This window comes from Halobellus marinus (genome assembly GCF_032113415.1).
GTDB lineage: Archaea > Halobacteriota > Halobacteria > Halobacteriales > Haloferacaceae > Haloquadratum > Haloquadratum marinus.
Genome location: NZ_CP134946.1, coordinates 660823 through 685487, shown reverse-complemented (window position 1 = coordinate 685487; position 24665 = coordinate 660823). Strand labels below are relative to the sequence as shown.

At 66.6% G+C, this 24665-nt stretch carries 26 protein-coding genes and 1 tRNA gene; 10 read left to right on the top strand and 17 right to left on the bottom strand.

The window, feature by feature from the left end:
* Nucleotides 1-50 precede the first annotated feature (50 nt).
* On the top strand, nucleotides 51-521 hold the full coding sequence (gene hjc / locus RJT37_RS03505; RefSeq protein WP_313687847.1) for a Holliday junction resolvase Hjc: 471 nt from the start codon (nucleotides 51-53) through the stop codon (nucleotides 519-521).
* A gap of 12 nt (nucleotides 522-533) precedes the next feature.
* Here the strand turns inward: hjc and RJT37_RS03500 are convergent, their stop codons facing one another.
* Nucleotides 534-1340 carry an SWIM zinc finger family protein gene (locus tag RJT37_RS03500; protein WP_313687845.1) on the bottom strand — a complete coding sequence of 269 codons (807 nt, stop codon included), beginning with the start codon at nucleotides 1338-1340 and terminating at the stop codon, nucleotides 534-536.
* Between the two features lie 127 nt (nucleotides 1341-1467).
* Here RJT37_RS03500 and RJT37_RS03495 point away from each other — a divergent pair, with 127 nt between their 5' ends.
* Complete coding sequence (locus RJT37_RS03495) at nucleotides 1468-1662, top strand: DUF7472 family protein (RefSeq protein WP_313687843.1); 195 nt, start codon at nucleotides 1468-1470, stop codon at nucleotides 1660-1662.
* A 53-nt stretch (nucleotides 1663-1715) separates the two neighbouring features.
* Here RJT37_RS03495 and RJT37_RS03490 read toward each other — a convergent pair whose 3' ends face one another.
* Nucleotides 1716-2963 (bottom strand): DNA primase, encoded by a 1248-nt coding sequence (locus RJT37_RS03490; RefSeq protein ID WP_313689834.1) that lies wholly within the window; start codon nucleotides 2961-2963, stop codon nucleotides 1716-1718.
* A 129-nt stretch (nucleotides 2964-3092) separates the two neighbouring features.
* Between RJT37_RS03490 and RJT37_RS03485 the strand changes: the two genes are divergently transcribed.
* Entirely contained in the window at nucleotides 3093-3680 is a 588-nt protein-coding gene (locus RJT37_RS03485) for a DUF7474 family protein (RefSeq protein ID WP_311170327.1), read from the top strand.
* 238 nt (nucleotides 3681-3918) lie between these two features.
* Nucleotides 3919-4398: an SHOCT domain-containing protein gene (locus tag RJT37_RS03480; RefSeq protein WP_313687842.1), complete on the top strand. Its 480-nt coding sequence runs from the start codon at nucleotides 3919-3921 to the stop codon at nucleotides 4396-4398.
* 63 nt (nucleotides 4399-4461) lie between these two features.
* Here the strand turns inward: RJT37_RS03480 and RJT37_RS03475 are convergent, their stop codons facing one another.
* The 6 genes from RJT37_RS03475 to RJT37_RS03450 all read right to left on the bottom strand — a co-directional run bounded on the left by RJT37_RS03475 (nucleotide 4462) and on the right by RJT37_RS03450 (nucleotide 10513).
* Nucleotides 4462-5205 carry a DNA polymerase sliding clamp gene (locus tag RJT37_RS03475; RefSeq protein ID WP_311170325.1) on the bottom strand — a complete coding sequence of 248 codons (744 nt, stop codon included), beginning with the start codon at nucleotides 5203-5205 and terminating at the stop codon, nucleotides 4462-4464.
* Between the two features lie 299 nt (nucleotides 5206-5504).
* On the bottom strand, nucleotides 5505-5894 hold the full coding sequence (fer, locus tag RJT37_RS03470; RefSeq protein ID WP_313687840.1) for a ferredoxin Fer: 390 nt from the start codon (nucleotides 5892-5894) through the stop codon (nucleotides 5505-5507).
* Nucleotides 5895-6118: 224 nt separating this feature from the next.
* Entirely contained in the window at nucleotides 6119-7417 is a 1299-nt protein-coding gene (locus RJT37_RS03465) for an O-acetylhomoserine aminocarboxypropyltransferase/cysteine synthase family protein (RefSeq protein WP_313687838.1), read from the bottom strand.
* A gap of 96 nt (nucleotides 7418-7513) precedes the next feature.
* On the bottom strand, nucleotides 7514-7873 hold the full coding sequence (locus tag RJT37_RS03460) for a hypothetical protein (RefSeq protein WP_313687836.1): 360 nt from the start codon (nucleotides 7871-7873) through the stop codon (nucleotides 7514-7516).
* Nucleotides 7874-7919: 46 nt separating this feature from the next.
* Nucleotides 7920-9119, bottom strand: coding sequence for a homoserine O-acetyltransferase MetX (gene metX / locus RJT37_RS03455; RefSeq protein ID WP_313687834.1), 1200 nt, complete (start codon nucleotides 9117-9119; stop codon nucleotides 7920-7922).
* The gene (locus RJT37_RS03450) at nucleotides 9116-10513 is read right to left on the bottom strand and encodes an O-acetylhomoserine aminocarboxypropyltransferase/cysteine synthase family protein (RefSeq protein ID WP_313687832.1); all 1398 of its coding nucleotides are present in this window, start codon (nucleotides 10511-10513) and stop codon (nucleotides 9116-9118) included. Before RJT37_RS03450 ends, metX begins: the two co-directional genes overlap by 4 nt.
* Before the next feature lie 139 nt (nucleotides 10514-10652).
* Between RJT37_RS03450 and RJT37_RS03445 the strand changes: the two genes are divergently transcribed.
* Both RJT37_RS03445 and RJT37_RS03440 read left to right on the top strand, forming a co-directional pair.
* Nucleotides 10653-10913 (top strand): antitoxin VapB family protein, encoded by a 261-nt coding sequence (locus tag RJT37_RS03445; protein WP_313687831.1) that lies wholly within the window; start codon nucleotides 10653-10655, stop codon nucleotides 10911-10913.
* Nucleotides 10910-11302 carry a type II toxin-antitoxin system VapC family toxin gene (locus RJT37_RS03440; RefSeq protein ID WP_313687829.1) on the top strand — a complete coding sequence of 131 codons (393 nt, stop codon included), beginning with the start codon at nucleotides 10910-10912 and terminating at the stop codon, nucleotides 11300-11302. The genes RJT37_RS03445 and RJT37_RS03440 overlap by 4 nt, the downstream gene beginning before the upstream one ends.
* 119 nt (nucleotides 11303-11421) lie before the next feature.
* Here RJT37_RS03440 and RJT37_RS03435 read toward each other — a convergent pair whose 3' ends face one another.
* Nucleotides 11422-12627, bottom strand: a complete 1206-nt coding sequence (locus tag RJT37_RS03435; RefSeq protein ID WP_313687827.1) for a pyridoxal-phosphate-dependent aminotransferase family protein — start codon at nucleotides 12625-12627, stop codon at nucleotides 11422-11424.
* Between the two features lie 181 nt (nucleotides 12628-12808).
* Between RJT37_RS03435 and ligA the strand changes: the two genes are divergently transcribed.
* Nucleotides 12809-15001 carry an NAD-dependent DNA ligase LigA gene (gene ligA / locus RJT37_RS03430; RefSeq protein WP_313687825.1) on the top strand — a complete coding sequence of 731 codons (2193 nt, stop codon included), beginning with the start codon at nucleotides 12809-12811 and terminating at the stop codon, nucleotides 14999-15001.
* Nucleotides 15002-15037: 36 nt separating this feature from the next.
* Here the strand turns inward: ligA and RJT37_RS03425 are convergent, their stop codons facing one another.
* The 4 genes from RJT37_RS03425 to RJT37_RS03410 form a co-directional block, all read right to left on the bottom strand.
* Nucleotides 15038-16963, bottom strand: coding sequence for a hybrid sensor histidine kinase/response regulator (locus RJT37_RS03425; protein ID WP_313687823.1), 1926 nt, complete (start codon nucleotides 16961-16963; stop codon nucleotides 15038-15040).
* A gap of 141 nt (nucleotides 16964-17104) precedes the next feature.
* Entirely contained in the window at nucleotides 17105-18025 is a 921-nt protein-coding gene (locus RJT37_RS03420) for an ABC transporter permease (RefSeq protein ID WP_313687821.1), read from the bottom strand.
* Nucleotides 18022-19083 (bottom strand): ABC transporter ATP-binding protein, encoded by a 1062-nt coding sequence (locus RJT37_RS03415; protein WP_313687819.1) that lies wholly within the window; start codon nucleotides 19081-19083, stop codon nucleotides 18022-18024. The genes RJT37_RS03420 and RJT37_RS03415 overlap by 4 nt, the downstream gene beginning before the upstream one ends.
* A gap of 189 nt (nucleotides 19084-19272) precedes the next feature.
* Complete coding sequence (locus RJT37_RS03410) at nucleotides 19273-19560, bottom strand: DUF7967 family protein (RefSeq protein ID WP_313687817.1); 288 nt, start codon at nucleotides 19558-19560, stop codon at nucleotides 19273-19275.
* A 177-nt stretch (nucleotides 19561-19737) separates the two neighbouring features.
* Here RJT37_RS03410 and RJT37_RS03405 point away from each other — a divergent pair, with 177 nt between their 5' ends.
* Together RJT37_RS03405 and RJT37_RS03400 are read left to right on the top strand one after the other, a co-directional pair.
* Nucleotides 19738-21471, top strand: a complete 1734-nt coding sequence (locus RJT37_RS03405; RefSeq protein WP_313687815.1) for an excinuclease ABC subunit C — start codon at nucleotides 19738-19740, stop codon at nucleotides 21469-21471.
* A gap of 328 nt (nucleotides 21472-21799) precedes the next feature.
* Nucleotides 21800-22198 (top strand): CBS domain-containing protein, encoded by a 399-nt coding sequence (locus RJT37_RS03400; RefSeq protein ID WP_313687813.1) that lies wholly within the window; start codon nucleotides 21800-21802, stop codon nucleotides 22196-22198.
* Nucleotides 22199-22201: 3 nt separating this feature from the next.
* Here RJT37_RS03400 and mdh read toward each other — a convergent pair whose 3' ends face one another.
* The 3 genes from mdh to RJT37_RS03385 all read right to left on the bottom strand — a co-directional run bounded on the left by mdh (nucleotide 22202) and on the right by RJT37_RS03385 (nucleotide 23609).
* Nucleotides 22202-23116 (bottom strand): malate dehydrogenase, encoded by a 915-nt coding sequence (mdh, locus tag RJT37_RS03395; RefSeq protein ID WP_313687811.1) that lies wholly within the window; start codon nucleotides 23114-23116, stop codon nucleotides 22202-22204.
* Nucleotides 23117-23192: 76 nt separating this feature from the next.
* The gene (locus RJT37_RS03390) at nucleotides 23193-23339 is read right to left on the bottom strand and encodes a hypothetical protein (protein ID WP_313687809.1); all 147 of its coding nucleotides are present in this window, start codon (nucleotides 23337-23339) and stop codon (nucleotides 23193-23195) included.
* A 96-nt stretch (nucleotides 23340-23435) separates the two neighbouring features.
* A complete protein-coding gene (locus RJT37_RS03385) occupies nucleotides 23436-23609 on the bottom strand; it encodes a hypothetical protein (protein ID WP_313687808.1) in 174 nt (57 codons plus the stop codon).
* Nucleotides 23610-23746: 137 nt separating this feature from the next.
* Between RJT37_RS03385 and RJT37_RS03380 the strand changes: the two genes are divergently transcribed.
* Nucleotides 23747-24307 carry a hypothetical protein gene (locus tag RJT37_RS03380; RefSeq protein WP_313687807.1) on the top strand — a complete coding sequence of 187 codons (561 nt, stop codon included), beginning with the start codon at nucleotides 23747-23749 and terminating at the stop codon, nucleotides 24305-24307.
* Nucleotides 24308-24519: 212 nt separating this feature from the next.
* On the opposite strand, the gene RJT37_RS03375 is transcribed toward RJT37_RS03380, so the two are convergent.
* Nucleotides 24520-24593, bottom strand: a tRNA-Arg gene (locus RJT37_RS03375).
* Between the last annotated feature and the right edge of the window lie 72 nt (nucleotides 24594-24665).

Sequence of the window (24665 nt, the reverse complement as noted above, 5' to 3'; positions counted from 1 at the left end):
CCCCGGTCAGGTTCGCCCGATTTATATCCGGCCGCAGCCAGCGGTCGTGTATGTCCTCGAACCGGAAAGGCGACCGCCGCGAGCGCGAACTCGTCAACCGGCTCGACGAGGCGGGCTTCGCGGTGATGCGTGCCCCCGCGTCGGGGTCGGCGACCGAGCGGGAACTCCCGGACGTGCTCGCCGGTAACGGCGACGTCTTCTACGCCATCGAGGCCAAGTCCAGTTCCGGACGGCCGATCTATCTCACCGGTGAGGAGGTCGAGGCGCTGGTCTACTTCGCCCAGAACTTCGGCGCGAAGGCGCGGATCGGCGTCCGCTTCGACCGCGAATCCTGGTACTTCTTCCACCCCGGCGACCTCCATACGACCGACGGCGGCAACTACCGCGTCAAGAAGGAGACCGCGCTCGCGGAGGGCGAGGACTTCGACTCGTTCGTCGGCGGCCCGGCGCAGGCCCGCTTGACCGAGGTCGGCGGCGACGATATCGACGACGGCGGTGACGGAACCGAAGGCGAAGAATAGCGACGGACGGGACTACGGGACGAGCCCGCTTGCGGATCCACAGTCGCGGTGCGAGTCTTCCGCCGTCGGATCCTCGGCCCCGCCAGTGTCGAGTTCGACCGGACGGAGCCGCGAGGCCGGAAACAGGTAGCGGCGGCCCTCGGCGTCCACAGATCGCTCGTCGGGGTCGTTGCGATCGCCGGAAGCGGGGCCGGTCTCGTCGCGAGACGGGAGCGCGTCGACGTATCTGACCGCGAAGACGGGTTCGTGGCCACCGTAGGCGGCGTTAGTCTCGTAGTTCGCGACGATCCGGCCCTCGTCGGTCCGTGCCTCGTCGGCGCGTTCGGCGATCGCGTCGACGACCACGAGGAGCGTCCCCGTCTCCCGGTCGCGAACGAAATCGCCCGGAGCGTGGTCGTGTCGCTCACACAGCGCCGGCCCGTCAGCGTCGAGCGGGACGAACGCGCGGCCGCCGCAGACGGCGCAGACACGTTCGCGCTCGTCGGGGGACGGGACGTGTCCCAACTCGATCTCGGCGGCGACGCGGCGGATATGCTTGCAGCGGGCGCCGCGGATGGCGTTGTCCGGGCAGGTACACGTCGAGCGATCGACGGCGACGACGTACGTCCCGCCCGCGGTCTCGACGACGTAGCGGCCGTCGCGGAGCGGTCTGACCGTCATCGGTTCGGCGCGGGCGCGGCGGGCGCGTCCCTCGTATCCCTCGGCAGGAAGCGTCCGGGCTTTGCGTACGGTGGGCTGTCGGAGGTCGGGCGAGGGATTCTCTCGCCCACCCTCGGCCCCGGCAGTTTCTGACGCGGGTGTGTTTCGAGTGTGCGTCATCGGTATTCCGGAGAGCGTAGCTCTCTCAGTGGAGGTTACGGGCTCCACGACCCTAAACCCTCGTTTCAGGTGGAACACGCCCGAACGCATCGAAGCCCTTTTAGAACGGCCACCGGAAGGCGCAGGTATGGAAATAGACGCGGAGATGCGCCGAAAGATCGTCGTCTCCATCGTCTCCGTCGGCGCTTTTTTCGCCGTCTTCATCGGTATCGGGATGCAGTTCGGCCCCGACCTCGGCGATACGGGTGGCCTCGCCCTGGTGGCGGCGATCACGCTTTTCGTGATCGTGATGGCCGCTGTCGGCGTGTATCTGGGCGACTAACCGCTCCAGGCGGATGCGTGCCGTACCCGCGCTCACCGGGAGACAGATACGAATCAGTCGCCTTCTGTCGCTTCGCGCCAGTCGCGGACGTCGCCGGCATCCCGCACGGCATCCATGTAGTACGACAGCGGGTGAGAGATCGTCTCACAGCGCTCGTCGGGATCGACGCAGTCGCCGTAGGCTTTCATCGTCGCACACGACGGCGGCGGATACTGGGTCCCGTCGCCCTCGGTCAGGTACTCGACTCGCGTCTCGATCCGTTCCCGCCGTTCGTTAGCGCCGGACTCGTCGTTGCTGTCTGCTTTGTCGCTGCTGTCGGCCGCGCCGTCGCTGCCGCCGGCGCCTTCCCTCTCAGGAGTACTGTCGTCGGCGCCATCGACGTCGAGGAGCGTCAACACCTCCTCGCCGTCTAATCCGAGCGCCACCAGGAACGAGACCAGCGAGAACTCGGTGTGGTCCGGCAGCGCCTCGCCGCTGCGGGTCCGCCGGACGAGCGTTTTCATACAGGGCGGAAACAGCGCGGGAACCACCGTCTCGACGTTTGACCCGCGTGTAGCGCCGTGATCGTTCAGGAGCGACCTGAGTTCGGAGACGGCCGGCGCCAGCGCCTCTGCGATGGCGTCGCCGCCGTCGTCGCCGCGGACCTCGAAGGGGAGCCCCGCCGCGACCCGTCGCTCGACGGCCGCTTCCAGGATCCGAGTCAGTCCCTCGCCGGTGATTCGGACCGCGCCCTCGGCGACTTCGCGGTTGACGAGTCGCCACCGCTCGCCCCAGGTAGAATCCGCGAGGTCGAGATACGGGCCGAGGTCGACCCAGTAGTGCGACGGCGCCCGCCCGCCCGAGCGACCGCCGGTGGCGCGTCCCGCCCGGTTGCCGCCGGGTCCATCGGTCCGTTCGGGGCGGACGGCCCCGACGAGGTCGAACTCCCGGAGGACGGTCTCGCGGGAGGCCCGGGCGCGGCCCGCGGTTCCGGATTCTCCGTCGGCGGCGAAGTCGGCCTCGAACCGCTCGCGGGCGGTGTTCGCCTCCGCAGCCGCGTACTTGTCGACGGCCGCGGGCGTCTCGATCAGCGACACGAGGATGCGCGCGATCGGATACGAGAGCAGTTCTGCCCGTGACTCCCAGCGGCGCGGCTCCTCGGCGGCGACGGTTCCGGCCATCAGCGCTCGTTCGACCCGCTCTGTCGCCCGCTCGACGGCGGGCGCGTCCTCGGCGATGAGCGCCGCGGGCGAGATGTCCGCCTCGCGGACGGCCTCACGCGCGCCCTCGAAGAACGGGTAGCGCGCGTACAGCGGGTCCATCGGCATCGCACGTCCGTTGCGGGCGGCGGCGAATAAACACGGCGGTCGGCGCTCCCCCGACCCGCCTGTCGGCCTCCTCCGGCCGCAAATACCGTATCATCTAAGACGGCACGCGTCCTCGCTTCGCCCGTGCCGCAGTTCGACTACCCGTGTCCCGACTGTCGGGCCACAAACAGCCTCCACGACACCGACTGCGAGTTCGAGGGGACGCCGTGGCCCGACGTCGAGAAGGCGTACACCGACATCGTCGCGCGCCTGACGGCGGAACCAACCCCGGAGTCCGATCTCTACGACGCCGTCGACGGCGAGTGGGGGGCGCTCCACCGGGCGGCGCTCGAACGGCTGAAGCGCGACGGCCGCGTCGACGAGGCCAACGACGTGCTCCGCTTGCTCACGCCGACGGAGTTCCGCGAGGCGGTGTCGGAGCCGACCCGCGAGCCGATGCGGACCATCTACCGGAAGGGCAGCGTCCCCGGCTGTCACGACAACGCCACCTTCGCGATGATCGCGTGGTACGAGATGGTCGGCCTGTCGTGGTCGGAGACGCGCGCGAACGTGATCGAGTGGCTCCACGAGAGCGGCGCGTGGGCCCGCGGCGGCTTCGAGGAGTCCTCGCCCGAAGAGCTCGTCGACGCGAAGCGCCACGTCTACGAGGCCGGATACGGCTGGAAGGAGAAGGCCGAGGCGGCAAAGCGCATCATCGACCGGCACGGGTGAAGTAACTCGGGGACAAGCCCCGAGGCACTCGCCTTGAACCGCCTGCAGACCAGCGAGCGCGACAGGGCTCATACAGACTTCGACAGCCGCGAGAGTTCACCCCGACCGCTCCTCATACTGAGTACTCTCATCAGTTCCCGCCGAGCACACCCCTCCGTCGACGGCGCTCGGTGGGAAGCGACGAGAGTAATCAGTATCACCCCAAAATTAACACGAACTCGGGACGAGACTTCCGCTGATGTGCCCTCCAGAACCCGACTCGTCTTCGAAACGCAGACTCGCACGATACACTCCGGACCGCCGACGATGGCGGTACGCGCTCGCTGGCCTCAGTGCCGTCGCCGCCCCCATCCTGTTCTATTACACCGTGCGGCTCGTATCGAGTACGTGGAGCGGGACCCTGCCGAGCCTCCTGGTGCTCGTCGGATCAGTACTGACACTGGCGGCTGCGGCCCTGGCTCCGACGCTTTTGCTCGCCCCGGGCGGCGGCGGGACACAGAGCGGACCCGACCACGGGGAGGATGCGATCGCCGAGCTCAAACACCAGTACGCGTCGGGAGCCGTCTCCGAGGCAGAGTTCGAACGTCGGCTAGAAACGTTGATCGACCCGCCGTCGGGCGAGGACGAGCGGGAAGCTGGAGCCGGCGTCGACCGGGAGATGGCTCCGAGATCGACCGGGATCGAATCCGAACTGGCCGGACGTCGAGAGGGAGATTGATTTTCTCCCCGCGCTGCAGTGCGAGGCTTTCTCCTCGCCTCTGTGTACCCCGGCAGTAGTGGCCTAGTCGCTCTGGATGCGCGGCGCGAGCATGTACGTGACGTTGCCCTGTCCTTCGGCGACAGCGTAGTGGATCTTCACCGGGAACTCCTCGCCGAGTTCGACGGTGACCTCGGCGTCCTTCGGGATCGCCTTGTTCATATCCTTCAGGTAGTCCAGGGAGAAAAGCGAGTCCGCAACGCCGGCGGTCAGGTCGATGAGGTCGTCGACGTCCAGCTGGAAGTCGACGTCGTCGGTGTCGCCTTCGGCCTGGATGTGGAACGCCTCCGCGTCGGGGTCGACGCGGAGTCGGACGTGATCGGAGACCATATCCGCGGCCTTGATTCCGCGGTCCAGCTGTGCGCCCTCCATCACGATCTCCGAGGACAGATCCAGATCGGGGATGTCGGGCTCCTGGCGGATCGAGTCGGGATCGATGAGCGCCAGCGTCGAGGAGAGGCCGTCCATCCGAATCGAAAGCTTCCGGGTCTCCTCGTCGAGTTCCAGTTCCACGAGTTCGTCGCCGCTGGCCATCCCGACGAAGTCCTCGAGTTTCGAGAGGTTGACGCCGATGACGCCCCCGTCGGCCTCGTAGGACTCGAAGGCGGCGGCGGCGAGCGAGAGATCGACCATCCCGACGTTCGCGGGATCGACGGCGCGGATCGACAGTTCGTCCTCGTTCAGCCGGATCTTGCACTCGTCTACCAGCACGCTCACCGAGTCGAGCGCGTCCTGCAGTGTCGACGCGCCCACGATGGCCTTGAACATATGGACAGTGGTACGACAGCCGTCTTAAAAATACTCCTGATCCGGCGACGGAACATCGGCGCTGGAGGTGACTTTCTCGGTCGTCTCCGCGATCGGTCAGTGACGGAGTTGACAGAGGGACCGGCCCGAGTCAGCTGATTCGGCCAGAGCAACCGTTGCAGAAGTTTTGCACCCGTCTGTTCTCTGAACTACGGTAGCATCTGCCGAGAAAGCAGTGGCTGTCAGAGATGATCAGGGGGATCGCACCGGATGCGTCCCCCGGAAAGGGCATCAGTCGCGGAACTCGTCGTTCCGCTAAGTTAGATGACGCGGTTCTGGAGGTAGTCCAGGTGTTTCGCGTTGTAGACGATCTTCACTTCGTCGGCGGCCGGCGACCCGATGCAGGTCAGCCGGACGTCCTTCTCTTCGACCTCCTCGTCGGAGAGGATCTGCTGCATATCCATGTCGATGTCCCCCTCCTTGACGATGGCCGCACAGTTCGCACAGGCGCCGGCACGGCACGAGAAGGGCCAGTCGTAGCCCTGCGCCTCGGCGGCTTCGAGGATGTACTCGCCCTGGTTGACTTCGAGGGAGCCATAGTCCTCGGCGTCGAGTCCGGCGTCGGCGGCCTTCTCGAAGAGGTCGTCCTCGTCCATATCCCAGCCGTTGTCGTCCATCACTTCGTAGTTGAGGTATTCTACAGTAGGCATCACCCGACGGTTCGTAAGCCACCCCATTAGACTTTGCTGTTCGGACGTCGAGCGGCCGGTGGTCCGGGGGAGAAAGCGGCGTTTGCTCGGGGGAGTAGATATCGAACCTCGATTTTCCTCGGTTCCGACAGGTTGGGTCGCGGCGTCCTCACCCCGGCGCGACGTCCGGAGTCCGTCTCTACGTCTTCATTCCGGCGCGATATCCGCAGTTCGTCTCTGCGTCGTCACTCCGTCGCAGCGTCGATGGCCTGCTCTAAGTCGGCGATGATGTCGCCGACGTCCTCTATCCCGACCGAAAGTCGGACCATATCCGGCGTCACACCCGCAGCGGCCTGTTCCTCCTCGGTCAGCTGCTGGTGGGTCGTCGAGGCGGGGTGGATCACGAGCGTCTTCGCGTCGCCGACGTTCGCAAGCAGCGAGGCGAGTTCGACGTTGTTGACGGTGTCGCGGGCGGCGTCGTAGCCGGCTTCCAGGCCGAACGTGATCATCCCGCCGTAGCCGCCCTCGAGGTATTCGGAGGCCTCTTCGTGGGTCTCGTGGCTCTCCAGGCCGGGGTAGTTGACCCACGAGACCGCCTCGTGGTCGTCGAGGAACTCGGCGACGGCCATCGCGTTCTCGCAGTGTCTGTCCATCCGCATCGGCAACGACTCCAGCTTTTCGAGTGTGTTCCACGCGTCGAACGGCGACTGGGCGTTCCCGAGGTCGCGCAGGCCGCGGGCGATCGCAGCGTACGTGAACGCCGCGTCGCCGAACCGCTCGGCGAAGTTGACGCCGTGGTAGGCGGGGTTCGAGGCGCCGATCTCGGGGTACTTGTCGGCGTGTTCGGCCCACGGGAACGTCCCGCCGTCGACGAGGATCCCGCCGATCGTCGTGCCCGCGCCGTGGATCCACTTCGTCGTCGAATCCCACACCAGGTCCGCGCCGTGCTCGATCGGGCGACAGAGATAGGGCGTCGCGAAGGTGTTGTCGACGAAAAGCGGGACGTCGTGGTCGTGGGCGATGTCGGCGATCCGCTCGATATCTGGCGTCACGAGCGCCGGATTACCGATCGTCTCCAGGTGGACGTAGGCGGTGTCCTCGTCGATCGCCTCCGCGTAGGCGTCGTAATCGAGCGTATCGACGAACTTCGTCGTGATGCCGCGCCGTTCGACGGTGTGGCTGAAGTACGTGTAGGTCCCGCCGTACAGCGACGCCGCCGTGACGATGTTGTCGCCCGCCTCCGCGAGCAGGAACGTCGCGAGGTCGAGTGCGGCCATCCCGGACGCCGTCGCCGCCGCGCCGACGCCGCCTTCGAGCGACGCCAGCCGTTCCTGAAGCGTCGCGACGGTCGGGTTCATCAGCCGGCTGTAGATGAACCCCTCTTTTTCGAGTGCAAACTGCCCGGCAGCGTCCTCGGCGTCGTCGAAGACGTAGGAGGTCGTCTGATAGATCGGCTGGGCGCGCGCCCCGGTGGCTGGATCGGGCTCCTGCCCGGCGTGGAGGCTTCGCGTCGTGAACCCCTGTGGTGTCTCGTCGTCAGACATACCTACCCCTTCTCGGAGGGGGCGCCTAACCGCCGTGGCGTGTGCAAATTACGCCGGTACCTGCGACGCAATCTATCGATCAGTGTTACACGCCGCTCAGGCCCGAGATCTGCCGATCGACGCACCCGCCAGGAGCGCGGCCGCCGAGACGGCCCCCATTCCGAGCACACTCACGGTCGCGGGCGTGTCGATCACGACCAAGAGGACCGCGGCAACGAGCGCGGCCCCGCCGACGGAGACCGCGACCGATCGGCCTCGGTCGACCAGTACGGCGACGCCCGCGAGGAGGAGCCCGACGCCGACGGCGCCGACGACGGTGCCGACGTCGCCGCGGGCGAACAGTTCGACGCCGCGGAAAGCAGCGGTGAAGGCACGCAGGCCCGCCCACGCGAGGACGCCCCCGGCGAGGGCGACGAGGAGACCGATCAGGCGCGCGGCGAGTTCGACGGGAGACATATCTACGGGGACAGCGCGGACCGAAAAGTGCGTTCGGGTTCGCGGCTCATTCGCTGAACAGCGAGGCGTGGACGGGCGCGAAGTCGCCGCCCTCGTCGGTGCCCCCGTCGGTGTCGTGGACGGCGCGGCCCGCAACTCCCTCGGCGAGGAAGTCCCGGATCGGCGGCCCGACCTTCTCGGGTTCCACGAGGAAGGCGTCGTGGCCGTGGTCGGACTCGATGACGTGGTGGGCGACCGGAATCCCCGTCTCGCGGAACGCCGCCGCCAGTGTCTCGGACTGCTCGACGGTGAAGTGCCAGTCGCCGGTAAACGAGAGCAGGAGTGTCTCGCCCTCGAAGGCGGCGACGGCGTGGGCGTCGTCCTCGTGACCCTCCGCGAGGTCGTAGTCGTCCATCGCGCGGGTGAGGTACAGATAGGAGTTCGCGTCGAAGCGGTCGACGAACTTCTCCGCCTGGTAGTCGAGGTACGACTCGACGTCCCGGTACGGGAAGAAGGCCGCCGCGGGGTCTGCCGGGAAGGAATCCCGCTGGGCGTCGCGTCCCGCGGCGCGGCGGCCGAACTTCTGGTCCATCGACGCCTTCGAGAGGTACATCACGTGGCCGATCTGTCGCGCGAGCGCGAGGCCGTCCTTCGGATGCTCGCCCCCGTAGTAGTCGCCGCCGTTCCAGTTCGGATCGGTCGTGATCGCGCGGCGGGCGATGGCGTCGAGCGCGAGACACTGGGCGTCGAGCCGTGCTGCGGCCGCCACGGAGATGACGTACCGGACGTCGTCGGGGTAGCGCTTCGCCCAGTCGAGGGCGTTCATCCCGCCGACGCTGCCGCCGATCACGGCGTGGAGGCGACCGACGCCGAGTTCGTCGAGCAGGAGCCGCTGGGAGCGGGTCCAGTCGTCGACTGTCACGGGCGGGAAGTCGGTGCCGTACACCTCGCCCTCGGGGTCCTCGGAGGCGGGGCCGGTCGTGCCGTAACACGATCCGGGGGCGTTCGCACAGACGACGTAGTACTCGTTCGTGTCGATGGCCTTCCCGGGGCCGACGATGTCGTTCCACCACGCGCGGGCCTGGCCGGTCGTCTCCTGCCCGTAGCCCGCGACGTTCTGGCTGCCGGTGAGCGCGTGACAGACCAGGACCGCGTTATCGCCGTCGAACTCCCCGTATGACTCGTAGGCGACTTCCAGGTTCTCGATCTCGTCGCCGGAGGTGAAGTCGAACCGGCCGAGGTCGACGGTGCCGCTGTCGGTCTTCATTCGTCGGTCACCTCCCCCTCGGACGACATATCGGTGTCGGAAGAGGTCTCGGCGTCGGGCGATGCCCCCTCGTCGGACGACGCCTCCTCGGTGGACGACCTTTCCACATCCTGCGTCGCCGTGCTGATCGCCCGGTCCAGATCGGCGATCACGTCGTCGACGTCCTCGATGCCGACCGAGAGCCTGACCATCTCGGGGGAGAGCCCCGCGGCGCGCTGTTCCTCCTCGGATAACTGAGCGTGCGTCGTCGACGCGGGGTGGATCAGGAGGGTCTTCGCGTCCCCGATGTTGGCGAGGAACGACGCGAGGTCGGTCGCTTCGCAGGTCCGCTTTGCGGCCGCAAAGCCCGCTTCGAGACCGAAGGTGACCATCCCCCCGTATTCGTCGGCGTCCTCGGCACCCAGATACCGACTCGCCGTCTCGTGTGTCGGGTGGTCCTCGAAGCCGGGATAGGACACCCACGCGACGTCCTCGTGGTCGCGGAGGAACGTCGCGACCGCCCGGGCGTTCTCGCAGTGGCGAGCCATCCGCAGCGGGAGGGTCTCCAGCCCCTGGATCGTCTGCCAGGCGTCGAAGGGAGACTGCTGGTTGCCGAGGGTCCGGAGCGCCCGCTGTCGGACGACGTTGGCGAACGCGGCGTCACCGTAGCGCTCGACGAAGTCGACCCCGAACGCCGGATTCTCTCCGGAGAGTTCGTCGTAGTCGGCGTGTTGCCAGGGGAACGTGCCACCGTCCACGAGGATCCCGCCGACGGTGGTCCCCGAGCCGTGGATCCACTTCGTCGTCGACTCCCAGACGATGTCGGCGCCGTGTTCCAGCGGGCGGCAGAGATACGGCGTCGCGAAGGTGTTGTCGACGACGAGCGGCGCGGCCGCTCCGTGGGCGATATCCGCGAGGCGCTCGAAGTCGGGCGTCTTCAGCGACGGATTCGCGATGGTCTCGACGTGGACGAAGGCGGTGTCTTCGTCGACTTCCTCGGCGTAGGCGTCGTAATCGAGGGTGTCCACCACCCGGACGTCGACGCCGCGGCGCGTCGCCATCTTCGTGAGGTACGTCGCCGTCCCGCCGTACATATCCGCGGAGGCGACGACGTTGTCCCCGGCGGCGGCGAGGATGCTGGTCGCCGAGTCGAGCGCGGCCATCCCCGAGGCGGTCGCGACGGCCGCGACGCCGCCCTCAAGCGCCGCCAGCCGGTGTTCGAGGATCCGCGTGGTCGGGTTCGAGATCCGCGAGTAGACGTCGCCGTCGGCCGCGAGCGCATACAGATCCGCGGCGTGATCGGCGTCCTCGAAGACGTAGGACGTCGTCTGATAGATCGGTGGCGCGCGAGCGCCCGTCGCGGAGTCCGGTTCCTGACCGGCGTGCAGACTCCGAGTGTGGAACCCCTCGACCATACTATGTATATTACGCATATTCTCTCTCAGACTTATAACCAGCGGTTACGGCCGAGGACGCGAATCTGTTCCGCCAATACGACGAGCCCTCACGTCCCGGCACAGAATTGATGAGTATACACACACAACTGTGTATTAGATGGCGACGAAGACGATATCCCTCGACGAGAAAGCCTACGAACAGTTGAAAGCCCACAAAAAAGAGGGGGAAAGCTTCAGCGACGTCGTCAAACGGCTCGCTGGCGAACGATCCTGGAGTGAAGTGACCGGCATACTCAATCCCGACGAAGCCGAGGCGTTCGAAGACACGATAGCGGAGAGTCGATCGCGGTCACGGGCACGGAGTGATCGGATCGCCGATAAACTCGATGCCGCAACCAATCGCGACGGCTCGAAATGATTCAGGACACGTCGTTCATTATCGATCTACTCCGCGGAGACGAGGGTGCCGAAGCACTTCTCGGCGAGATCGAATCCGAATCTCGCCCTGAAAAAGTCGCGTCGATCACGGTCCTCGAACTGTACGAAGGTGTCGTGAGATCCGAGACATCCACATCAAAGCAGGATCGGATCATCGACGTCCTCGAATCCAAACACGTCGTACCGGCCGACAACAACGTGATACGGAAGGCAGGGAAAATATCGGGGCAACTTATTACCGAGGGGAGACGGATCGAACGAGAGGACTGTATCATCGCCGCGACTGGCCTGTTACACGATGAGGCGGTTGTGACGAGAAACGCCGATCACTTCGGACGGATCGACGACCTCGACATACGAACGTACTGACCGACGGCGAACCCGATTCGATCCGCGTTCTCCCGGCTCATACTGATTACTCTCGTCTCTTACCGCCGAGCGCCGCCACCAGGGTGGTGATCGGCGGTAAAAAGTGAGAGTGATCAGTATCAGTCGTCCGCGGAAGCCGTCTCGGCGACGTCGAGTTCGTCACGGGCGGCGACGACGCCGGCCTCGACGTCGACGTCGACACCCGCATCCGCCATCGCTTCGCCGACGGTCCGGACGCCGCGCAGGATGGCCTCGTCCGGGAGCCCGCCCATATTGCTCACGCGGAAGATCGTTCCGCCGAGATGCGCCTGCCCGCCCGAGATACTGACGTTCCGGGCGTCGACGCCGTCGAAGAAGGCGTCGGCGTCGTCGCCGGCGACCGCTTCCGGCAGCGACACCGCGGTCACGGTGTTCGAGAGCACGGTGGCGTCGTCGGCGTTCGCAAACAGATCCAGTCCCATCGCAGTGAACCCGGCGCGGAAGGCGGCAGCCTGGCGACGGTGACGGATGATCCGCTCGGGCATCGTCTCGGCGACGATGTCCTCGACGGCCACCGCGAGCGCGCGGAACAGCGGGACCGCGCTCGTGAAGGGCGTCTGGTGGGACTCGGCCTTCCGGAGATGCCATTCGAGGTCCTCGTAGAACGGTGCCGACTCGCCGTCGAGGTCGTCGACGACCTCCTCGGTGACGTACATCGCGCTGATTCCCGGCGGCGCCGCAAGCGCCTTCTGGGCGTCGGTGATCGCGATGTCGACGTTCCAGGGGTCGAGACAGAACACGTCGCCGCCGATCGAGGTGACCCCGTCGACGGCGAACCGGGCGTCGTGGTCCTCGGCGATCCGGCCGACGCCCGCCACGGGGTTGAGCAGGCCGGTGCTGGTCTCGTTGTGGACCATCGTCACCAGGTCGGTGTCGTCGGTGACGGCGGCGTCGACGTCCGCCAGCGGGATCGACTCGCCCCACGGGACCTCCACGCGAGTCACGTCGGCGTAGCGCTCGGCGATCCGAGCGAACCGGCGGCCGAACTTCCCGTTGACCAGCGAGACGACGTGGTCGCCCCCACCCACGAGGTTGGCGACCGCCGCCTCCATCCCCATCGAGGCCGTCCCGTTGAGGAGCAGCGACGTCCCGCCGCCGTCGGTCGCCGTGTCCGTGCCGTCGAGGGTCGACTGCTCGAAGACGTAGTCGAGACCGTCCTGTGCACGCTCGTAGACCGCCTCGAACGCCGCCGAGCGGTGAGAGACCATCGGCTCGTCCATCGCTGCCGACACCTCGTCGGTGATGGGCACCGGGCCCGGGTTGAGCAGCAGGAAGTCCTCTTCCATACGCGGCGATTGCGGCGCGCGGGCATAAGCGGTACGGGTTTCGCCCGGCACCGGCCGCCTCGAGGGTCAGTAACACGGATTAGTCACGTGTCGCCGCCGGATGGTCCCATCCGATTCGGTACGGGCGAGCCATTGTTGATGACGAAGCACCTAACTCCGTGCCGGCCGACCGCCCGGTAGGATGAGCGACGAGACGCCGTCGCGGGACGCCGGGAGCGACCGCGACGAGGGGGCCTCGAACCCGGACGCAGAGACGGAATCGGCTCCGGATTCGGGCTCGGCAGCCGCCGCCGACGTCGAACCGGTGTACGCGGAGCCCGACAACCCCTACCTTCAGGATCCGGACACGGATTTCGCGCCGATCGAGGACCTGAGCCGGGAGGAGGCGGAGTCGCAGGCGGAGACGCTGCGGGCGGCGATCCGAGAACACGACCACCGGTACTACGTGCAGGCCGATCCGCTGATCTCCGATCGGGCGTACGACGACCTGTTCGCCCGGTTGGAAGCGCTCGAAGACGCGTTCGATCTCGAACGCGAGACGAGTCCGACCCGACGCGTCGGCGGCGAGCCGCTTTCCGAACTCGACACCGTCGAACACGTCGCGCCGATGCTCTCGATCGACCAGTCGACGGAGGCTGCGGACCTCCGGGAGTTCGACCGTCGCGTGCGGGAGGCCGTGGGCGACGTCGACTACGCCTGCGAACCGAAGTTCGACGGCCTCTCGATCGAAGTGGTCTACGAGGACGGCGAGTACGTCCGCGCGGCCACGCGCGGCGACGGCGAGTACGGTGACGACGTGACCGCACAGGTGCGGACGATCCGCTCGATCCCGCTGACGCTCCGCGGCGACTATCCCGACACGCTGGCGGTTCGCGGGGAGGTGTTCTTCCCGCGGGACGCGTTTCAGGAACACAACCGCGAGCGGGTCGAGCGCGGCGAGGAGCCGTTTGCGAACCCCCGGAACGCCGCCGCCGGCACGCTCCGGCAGCTCGATCCCGCCGTCGTCGCCGATCGGCCGCTGGACTGCTTCGTCTACGACGTCCTGGACGGCAGCGACGTCCCGCCGACCCAGCGGGCGACGCTCGACCGCCTCCGCGAGTGGGGGCTGCCCGTGAACGACCGCGTGGAAGTAGTCGAGGACGTCGATGCGGCGGTCGCCTACCGAGACGAGTTGCTCGCCGAACGGGACTCTTTGAACTACGAGATCGACGGCACGGTCATCAAGGTCGACGACCGCGACGCCCGCGAGGAACTGGGCGCGACCAGCCGGGCCGTCCGCTGGGCCTTCGCCTACAAGTTCCCGCCGCGAACGGAGGTGACGCGGGTGACCGACATCGTCGTCCAGGTCGGCCGCACCGGCCGACTCACGCCGGTCGCGCTGCTCGATCCGGTTGACGTCGGCGGCGTGACCGTCTCCCGGGCGTCGCTGCACAACCCCGAGGAGATCGAGCGCCTCGGCGTCGACGTCGGCGACGAGGTGCGCGTCCGCCGCGCAGGCGACGTCATTCCCGAAGTCGCCGAGGTGATCGAAAAGCGCGCCGAGGGGACCTTTGACTTCCCCGAGACCTGCCCGGTCTGCGGGAGTTCGGTCGAGCGCGACGGCCCGCTAGCGTTCTGTACGGGCGGGCTCACCTGCGACGCACAGCTCGTCCGTGCGATCGTCCACTACGGCAGCCGGGGGGCGCTCGACATCGACGGGCTGGGCGAGGAGCGCGTCGAACAACTTGTCGACGCCGGCATCATCTCGACGCTTCCGGATCTATACCGACTCTCGATCGAGGAACTCGCCGATCTGGAAGGGTGGGGCGAGACGAGCGCGCGGAACCTCGTCGACGCCGTCGAGGCCACGCAGTCGCCGCCGCTTTCGGAGTTTCTTGTGGGACTCGGGATCCCCGAAGTCGGGGAGAGCACGGCCCGGAACCTCGCTCGGGCGTTCGGCGACCTCGATGCGGTGATGGACGCGACAGAGGACGAACTCCAGGCTGTCGACGATGTCGGGCCGACGGTCGCGACACTGATCCGGGAGTTTTTCCAGAACGATGACAACCGCGCCGTCATCGAGGAACTCCGCGCGGTCGGCGTCGAGCCCGAGCCCGTCGAGACGCCCGACGAGGGCGCGGCACTCGACGGACTCACGTTCGTCTTCACCGGTTCCCTGTCGGTGACGCGGGCGACAGCGCAAGACCTGGTCGAGCGGCACGGCGCGACGGCGACCGGGAGCGTCTCCGGCAACACCGACTACCTCGTCGTCGGCGAGGATCCGGGGCGGACGAAGCGCGAGGACGCCGAGGACAACGACGTTCCGACGCTGGACGAAGCGGCGTTCGCCGACCTGCTCGCGGAGCGGGGAATCGCGTATCCGCCCGGGGAGTAGCCGATCACGGTAGCAGATCGATCGACGGCGTGATTGTCAGTCGTCTGCGAACGTGACGTCGGTGATCTCGAATCGCGCGCCGCCGTCGCTGCCCTCGGTGACGTCGATCGCCCACCCGTGCGCTTCGATCACCTGCTTGACGATGCTCAGCCCGAAGCCCGTCCCGTCCGGACTGGTGGAGAAGCCCGCATCGAAGATGTCGTCGCGGTCGGAGGCAGGAATCCCCGGGCCGTCGTCCTCGATGTAGAATCCGTCGTCGAGTTCGCCGACCGTCACGGTCACGTCCGCGCGGCCGTGGTCGATGCTGTTGCGGAAGACGTTCTCGAACACCTGTTTCAGTCGCGTCTCGTCGCCGTCGACTGCGCGGTCGATGTCGATATCGAGGATCGCATCGGCCGTATCAACGTTCCCCCAGCAGCCGTTCAAGAGTGACTTCAGATCCACGACGTCGGTTTCGGTCGCCGCCTCACTCGCGCGAGCGAGACGGAGAAGGTCGTCGATCAGCGCTTCCATCCGATCGTGGGCCGAGGCGACGACCGCGAGATGCTCGTCGTCGCGTTCTTCCCGCACCAGTTCCAGATGTCCCTGCGCCACGTTCAGCGGATTCCGGAGGTCGTGGGAGACGACGCTCGTGAACTCGTCGAGCCGTTCGTTCTTCCGTTTGAGCTCCGTCACCTGCTGTTCGTTCGTGATGTCGAGAAACAGCGCGTGGGTGCCGACGATTTCACCCTCCGGGTTTCGCCGCGGCGACGCACGCAGGATGGTGAGTATCTCCTCGTCGTCGCGAGTGAGAAGTGTCCGCTGTTCGCGGACGAACTCCCCGGTGAGCGCGCGCTGGTAGCCCTTCTCGAGGAGCCGATTGGTCGACTCCTCGGTGTAATACCGCGCCAGTGGCGTCCCGCGGAGTTCCGCCCGCTCGTAGCCGAGCCGTTCGGCGAAGGATCGGTTACAGTCGTCGATGATCGGTTCGCCGTCGACCGATCGGGTGAACACGACCATCACCGGCGCCTCCTCGAACAGGACGCGGTACTGGTCTGTGTACTGTTGCTGGAGTTCGATCCGGTGGTAGGCGTGACCGATCGTCGCGCCGAGCGTCGAGAGTAGCTGCCGTTCGTGATCGTCGAAGACGTGCGTGCGGTCGGCGTAAACGTTCAGGACGCCGTAGAGGGTATCGTCGTGGATCAGCGGGACCGCGGCGCTCGCTCTGTAGCCTCGTTCGAGCGCCTCCTCCCGCCACGGTTCGTAATCCGGATCCTCGTGGATGTCCTGCATCACCGACAGTTCGCGGGTTCGGACGGCCTCGCCGGTGGGGCCGCGGGCCGTCGCCGCCTCGTCGGTCGTGATCTCGATGACGTCGGGATAGTCCTCCCCGACGCCTGCGGCCGTCCGCCGCTCGACAGTCCGGGCATCGGGGTTGTGGTCGCCGATCCAGGCGAACCGGTACGGCTCCGCGTCGCTGATGATCTCACAGACGCGCTCGTCGATCTCCCGCTGGGTCGTCGCCCGGACGAGTGCGCGGTTGATTCGGCGGACGACCCTGTTGATCCGGAGCTGTTCGGTGACGCGCTGGCTGTCCCGGTAGCCTTCGACGGCGTTTCGGATCCGGTTTGCCAGCAGCGCATACTGGTCAGCGCCGACCCCCTTCTGGAGGTAGTCGGTTACGCCCGCGGAGATTGCGTCGCTTGCGACTTCCTCGGATCCCTTCCCCGTGTAGAGGATGAACGGCAGGTCCGGTTGGTCCTCGCGGACGGCCTCCAGGAAGTCGAGGCCGGACCGACCGAGCATCTCGTAATCGGAGACGATACAGTCGATGCTCTGTTCGGCGGCGATCGCAAGCCCTTCGTCGGTGCTTGCGGCGGTCTGCACCTCGATTCGCTCGTCCTCGCGTTCGAGCAACGTTGCGGTCAGCTCGCCGATCGACGAATCGTCGTCGACGTGGAGGACGCGAATCGACTCGGCCATACCGGGTGAACGGACCGCGTAATTAAATTGCTATGGTAATGATCCCCTACCGAACGTGAGCGACGATACCGTGCCCGGACCAACCCTACCGAACGTGAGCGACGATACTGTGCCCGGACTGCCTGTATGACCGACAGTCGGTCACAGATCGGTCTGCTCGAACGCCCAGTATCCGACCGCAACCGGAAGAAAGATCCACAAAAGGAGGATGACGAAGAGGAACCACCCGGAGAAGTAAAACGGCACGGAGCCCTCGAAGACGGGCGCGATGACCGCTCGCTCGCCGAAGGTGGTACTCACGAGGCGTGCCTGCGCCGGCCCGTAGTACAGTTGGGCCGCGAGCGTCTCGTAGGTCTTCAGCGGGTTCAGATACTTCAGGAACACCCCGAGTTGCACGCGCGTGAGTTCGGAGACGGTCCCCACCCCGACCTGCTCTGCGGCGTAGTTGATGAGCTTCGGAATCCCCTCGGAGATCGATCCCCAGAGGATCGCGAAGATGAGATACACGCCCATCGTCGCGAGGGTCGCCTCGCGGTTCGAGTCCGCGAGCGCCGAGATGCCGAGCCCGATCGAGACGAACGCTATCCCGAGAAGCGCCGTCAACGCGACCTGCGGAACGAACGATCCCAGTTCCAGCCGCGTGCCCGTGGCCACGAGGATTGCGAACGTGACCAGGAAGCCGACGAGCAGCGCGACGACGACGACGGCCGAGCGGCCCAGTAGCTTCCCGATGACGGCGTCGAGCCGTGAGTTCGGCAGCGACAGCAGGAGCTTGATCGACCCCGACTCGCGTTCCTCGGTGATCGATCCGTAGGAGGTCGACAGCGCGACGAACCCGAGAACGAGCGCGAGCAGCCCGGGGAACGAGAAGCTGAACACGCCGAGGCTGGCGAAGAAGCCGAAGAGGTTCGACACTTGGCGACTGTCCGGCGGCAGCAGGAAGCCGAAGAAGATCGCCGCGGCGCCGCCGATGAAGAGCGCGAAAAACAGCGTCGAGCCGTGGAGCCACCGCGAGCGGATCGCGTCCCGGAACTCCTTGTGGGCGACGGCCTGCCAGCTCATCGGCCGGCCTCCGTGTCGACGGTGGATTCAGCATCGTCTGTTGGCCCGGCGTCGGCCGTTGGCTCGGCATCGTCTGTTGACCCGGCGTCGGCCGTTGACTCGGCACCGGCGCCCGCAGCAGTCGGCTCGCCGCCCGCGAGATCTGCCCCGTCCTCGTCTTCGGTGTACGCGAGGAACAGATCTTCGAGCGACGCTTCCTCGGTGGTGAAGTCGGTCACCGACACCCCACGGGATTCGAGTTCCGTGACGACGCCCGTTTTGGCGTCGCTGTCGCAGACGACCGAGAGGGCGTCGCCGTCGCGAGCGACGCTGTCGACGCCCTCGAGGTCGCGGATCGCCGCGAGGACGTCGTCGTCGACCGGATCCGCGACCGCGACGCGGAGGCTGGCGTCTGCGTCCGAGGCCTCCCGGAGCCCGTCGATCGAGTCGACGGCGACGAGTTCGCCCTCCCGGAGGATGCCCACCCGATCGCAGACGGCCTCGACCTGTTCGAGGATGTGGCTGGAGAAGAAGACGGTCGTGCCGCGTTCGGCCTCCTCGAGGACGATCTCGCGCATCTCCTTTGCGCCAGCGGGATCGAGCCCCGAGGAGGGTTCGTCGAGAATCAGCAGGTCGGGGTCGCCGACGAGGGCCATCGCCAGCGCGAGTCGCTGGCGCATCCCCTTCGAGTAGCCGCCGGCCTGTCGATCGGCGGCGTCCGCGAGGCCGACCCGCTCTAAGACCGCGTCGGGATCGACGTCGACCGCCTTCGACTCGATCGCGAACTCGACGTGAGCGCGACCGGTCAGCCGATCGTACACGCCGAATCCCTCGGGGAGCACGCCGGTCCGTTCCCGGACCGCGACGCTCTCCTCGCGGGCGTCGTGACCGAGCACGGTCACCGTCCCCTCGGTGGGACGGACGAAATCGAGAATGACGTTGATCGTCGTCGATTTCCCCGCCCCGTTCGGCCCGAGGAAGCCGAACACCTCGCCTTCCTCGACTGTCAACGAGAGATCGTCGACGGCGGTGACGTCCTCGAACCGCTTTGTCATCCCGTCGAGTTCGATGGCGGCCATAGCCAAGCGTTGTCAGGTCTTTCGTTAAAGGGTTTCGTGAGAAATATCAGCGCTGATACGGACTGCTGTCGTCTCTTCCCGCTGATCGCGCCTCACCGGATGTGATCAGCGGTGAATAGTTACAGCAGTCCGTACGAGAGTCACTTACAGCCGGACTGTCGCGGGTGTGGGACGAGAGTCGAAGACAGATCACACCTCCTCGTCGGGAGCGTGCTCCTCGCGCATTCGCTCGGCCTCCGCGGCGTAGCGTTCCTGGGTCTCCTCGTCGTCGACGGGGTCGAGATCGGAGCGGGCCACGTCGACGGCGGCCGTGGTTCCGGACCCGCGCTGGCGCATAATCGTCGTCGACACCTGTTTGCGGCGGACGTGCGAGCCGTCCAGCGTCGCGTACGTCATATCTACGAGTCCGCGGTCGGTGTACGTCCGCTCGACCAACCAGCAGCGGACCGTGTCGTCCTCGGTGGCGTCCTCGCCCATAAGAGTCCGTCGTTGGCGAGGGCTTTGTAGCTACTGACCCGCGCTGCTGTCGGAGCAGTCGGGTTGGTCGCGTGGACTGCACCCGATGGAACGGAAACTGCCGGGATGCGCCCACCAGACGGGTCCCGACGTTCGATCGCGTCACGCTCAAGCCGCTCGACCCGCTACGTCGGGGTAATGGAGCGCAGCGACCTTCGCGAGCGCGCCGCGGGGCTGCCGACCGACCCCGGCGTCTACCGGTTCCTCGACGGCGAAGACGTGCTCTACGTCGGCAAAGCGGTCGACCTCCGGGACCGCGTCCGCTCGTACGCCGACCCGCGTGGTGAGCGCATTCGGCAGATGGTCGCCCGCGCCGGGTCGATCGACGTCGCCGTCACCGACACCGAGACGCAGGCGCTGCTGCTCGAGGCGAACCTGATCAAGCGTCACCAGCCGCGGTACAACGTCCGGTTGAAGGACGACAAGTCCTACCCGCTGGTCCAGTTGACCGACCACCCGGTCCCGCGGATCGAGATCACGCGGGATCCGGACCCGGGTGCGACCGTCTTCGGCCCGTTCACCGACAAAGGTCGCGTCGAGACCGTGGTGAAGGCACTCCGCGAAACTTACGGACTCCGCGGGTGTTCGGACCACAAATACGAGGGCCGCGACCGACCGTGTCTCGACTACGAGATGGGGCTGTGTACCGCGCCCTGCACCGGCGAGATCGACCCCGAATCGTACCGCGAGGACGTCGCCGCCGCCGTCCGCTTTTTCGAGGGCGAGACGGGCACCCTGGCCGATCCGCTCCGGCGAGCGATGGAGACAGCCGCCGAGTCCGAGCAGTTCGAGCGCGCCGCGAACCTCCGGGATCGACTCGACGCTGTCGAATCGTTCCACGGCGCCGGCGAGGAAGCCGTGTCCGCCCAGTCGGACGAGCGCGCGGTCGACACCCTCGGCGTGTCGGTCGAGGGCGACACCGCCACCGTCTCGCGACTCCACAGCGAACGCGGGCAGCTGGTCGACCGCTCGCGGCACCGCCTCGACGCTCCCGAGGGCGGGGAGCGGTCGGCGGCCGTTCTCACGGCGTTTCTGACGCAGTACTACGCCGAGCGCGAGCTCCCGGATACGGTCCTGGCGTCCGAACGCCCCGACGACCCCGACGTGACGGCGTGGCTGCGCGCCGAAGGCGTCGAACTGCGGGTACCCGGGGCTGGCCGGGAAGCGAAGCTCGTCGACCTCGCGCTGAAGAACGCGCGGCAAGGGCCGGATCGGAACGACGAACTCGGGGCGCTCGCGGACGCGCTGGGGCTCGACTCAGTCACGCGAATCGAGGGGTTCGACGTAAGCCACGCGGGCGGCAAAGCCGTCGTCGGCAGCGACGTCTGCTTCGTCGACGGCGCCGCAGAAAAATCCGACTACCGCCGGAAGCAGCTGTCAGACGGCAACGACGACTGCGCGCGGATGCGCGAACTCGTCCGCTGGCGGGCCGAACGCGCGATCGAGGGCCGTGACGACAGACCCGATCCGGACCTGCTCGTGATCGACGGCGGCGAGGGACAACTCGGCGCCGCACGCGACGCGCTCGCGGAGACGGGCTGGGGCGTCCCCGCGGTCGCACTCGCCAAGGAGAAGGAACTGGTGATCACCCCCGACGGCGTCTACGACTGGGACGACGACGACCCGGCGCTGCACGTTCTCCAGCGCGTGCGCGACGAAGCGCACCGCTTCGCCGTCCAGTACCACCAGACGCTGCGCGACGAGGTCCAGACGGTCTTGGAGGACGTTCCGGGCGTCGGCGAGAAGACCCGGCAGGCGCTCCTGCGGCGGTTCGGGAGCGTCGAGAACGTCCGCGCGGCGTCGACGGAGGATCTCACGGACGTGCCGGGCGTCGGCAAAGGGACCGCGAAGACGATCCGCGAGCGACTGTGACCGCACCGCGACGTCGGTGCAGCTGCTTGGAACGGTCGCTGGCGCCGATATCAGTTCTGCCCTCACAGCCAAGAAGGGTCGCTGTCGCCGGAACCAACTCGGCGGTCGCTGCCCTGCAATAATAGCTTACAGTCGGCACGCTCGTCGCCCGCACCGGTGTGCCGAACAACCGCTGCTCGGTACGGGGCTATGGCTACGTCACGCCGGGCGTGGTCCCGTTCTCGTATATAAATTCCCGGCTGATTCGGCGACGGATCCGATTCGATGTCGCTCGCCACCCACGGCGCCCGACAGAATCATTAATAGACGTTGCGCCGCAACTCCGGGTATGGACGACATTTTCGTCGCACGCGTGATGTCATCACCGGTACTTACCGTTTCGCCCGACACGCTGGTGGAGGACGCCGCCGAGAAGATGTTAGATGCCGAAATCGGTTCGGTCGTCGTCGTCGACGACGGACAGCTCGTCGGCATCTTGACCAACACAGACTTCGTGCAGATCGTCGCCGAACGGAAGCCGAAGGACCGCACGCCGGTGTCGGCGTATATGTCCGACACGGCGGTGACGACGACAGCACAGGTCCCGATCACACAGGTCGCCGAGTCGATGCTCGAACACGGGATTCATCACGTCCCGGTCGTCGACGACGACGGGGCGGTGATCGGTATCGTGACCACGACCGATCTGACGTCGTACGTCTCAGATCTTCGGACAGTGAGCGCGTAACCGCTACTCGATCTTGTCGTACTGCTCGCTGAGTTTCTCTGCGGCCTCCTCCAGCATCTCCGCCTCGGACTCGTCGAGATCCCACTCGACGACTTCCTCGGCCCCGTCGGAGCCGAGTTTCAGCGGGACGCCGACGGCGGTGTCCTCGTAGCCGTACTCGCCGTCGAGGACGATCGATCCGGGGAGGACCTCACCAGTGTCTCGGATGATAGCCTCGACGGTGTGGGCGACGCCCGTCGCGGGGCCCCACTGGGTCGCGCCCTTGCGCTCGATGACGTCCATCGCGGACTCCTGCAGGTCGCCGAGGATCTCCTCGCGCTCGTCGGCGCGGAATTCCGGATCGGCGCCGTCGACGCGGACTTTCGAGAAGACGGGCACCTGCGCGTCGCCGTGCTCGCCGAGGATCGTCCCCTCGACGTTCTGCACGGGGGCATCGAAGCGCTGGCTCAGGACGTAGCGGAAGCGCGCCGAGTCGAGGCGGCCGCCGAAGCCGATCACCTGGTGTCGGTCGCGGTCGCCGGTCTCGTAGAGGTGCCGGTTCAGCAGATCGACCGGGTTCGACGTCGTGACGGAGACGAAGTCGTCGTTGTACTCCGCGAGCGACGAGCCGATGTCCTCCATAATCGGCGCGTTGTCGCCTGCGAGGTCGATCCGGGTCTGGCCGGGCTGGCGAGGGATGCCCGCGGTGATGACCACGACGTCCGATCCCGCGGTGTCCTCGTAGGTCCCCTGGACGACCTCGGTGTTGGAGTCGTAGGCGACCCCGTGGTTCGTGTCTGCGGCCTGTCCGACCGTCTCGTCTTCCTTGTCCGGGATATCGACGAAGACGAGTTCGTCGACCACGTCGCGGAGCGCGAGGTTGTATCCGGCGGCGGCGCCGACCGTTCCGGCGGCACCGACCACGCTAACTTTCGTCATATCGGCTAAACGAGGCGGCGGAGTCCGATTAAACGCTTCGGAAACGCCAGGGTACGTCTGTATGATCTCTACCTATTCAGTCGCAGTCGGGACACTCGTACAGTTCGACGCCGACCTCCTGGGAGACCCACGTCAGTCGACCCCCGCACTCCGAGCAGTAGTTGGACAACTGCTTGCGTTCCTCAGTGCTCCTCGGACAGTTTCCACCCGGAATCTCCTGCATACGCGGCTGGTACGACTCCCGCCGACAAATAGCTCCGTCAGACGGTCGTTCGACGTGTCTCCGATCGTAATTTACGGATCCGACGGTGGTGGGCAGTTATCCACGGACGTAGCTCACCCGGAATTCGGAGCCGCACTCCGAGCACGTGACCGTCGACCAGCCGTCCCCCGTCGTCCCTGACTTCCGAACGGCAGCGAGCTTCGAGTCCCGCGGAATCGGCGCCTTCGTTTCACAGCCGTGGTACGGACAGATGACGTTTATCGTTGCCACAGTAGTGCGCTACGCCCGCAGCCGATATTTAACTCTTTGATATTTCGAAGGTGCCAGAGGTCGTCAGCCGTCGGGTGGATCCGGCCGGGGACAGGCCCGTCGATGGAGATAATATCACAGGGAAGCAACCGTGACATATGCGGGTACCACAGCCGGAGTTGGGGGCGCTTCCGGATCCCGAACTGAACCGGGAGATCGGGCTGATGTCCGATTTCGAGCTCCAGAAGGCGCTCAACCAGCCGTCTGCCTACGCAGTCGGACCGAGAGAGGAGAGGGCAATCAACGGGGAACTCGGGTGGCGCCACCACGAGCGCGTCGCCGCGGCGGAGGCACACCACGATCGGTTCCGCTCTGCGGGATTCGACGACGGCTTCTCGGTGGACATCTCCCGGGGCATCCCGGATCCCATCGCCGACCCGTTGCCGGATCCCGTCGTGAACCACGTCGACGCGGTCACTGCCGGCGACTTTCGACCGGAGCCCCTCCCGGGGAACGAGCCGGTACCCGAGACCGTCGTGACCCCCGATACGTCCCCGCTCGACGTCGTGCCGTACAAGGATCCCGACGACGTGTCCATCTCCCGGAACTACGCAAACGACGGGATCAACGTGCGGTTCGAGGTGTCGTTCGAGTCCGACTTCGAGTCCGACTTCGAATCGGAGTTCGACTCTGAGTTCGACTCGACGTTTGACCCCTGATTCGAACCACGGTCGCTCACCGCTCCCTGATTCGAATCCCGCGTGCCGGTTCACCGTCCTTCGAGGCGAAACCCCCGCCCTCAAGGAGCGAGCCGAAAGGCGAGTGAGTAGGGCGGGGTAGTTTACTCGACGTTCCGTCTCGTTGTACGGGCGCGACGGGACCCCCACGAGCGAAGCGAGTGGGGGGTCGTGGCGTGAGTGAGCAACGCGAACGAGCGCGACGGGATTCGAACCCGCGACCATCGGATTAGAAGTCCGACGCTCTGTCCGACTGAGCTACGCGCCCTCGTGGGAGACCAATCGGTGGCCGGTAAAAAGGAATGCGGGTTCGAGTTCACGCCGCCGAACGGAACTCGTA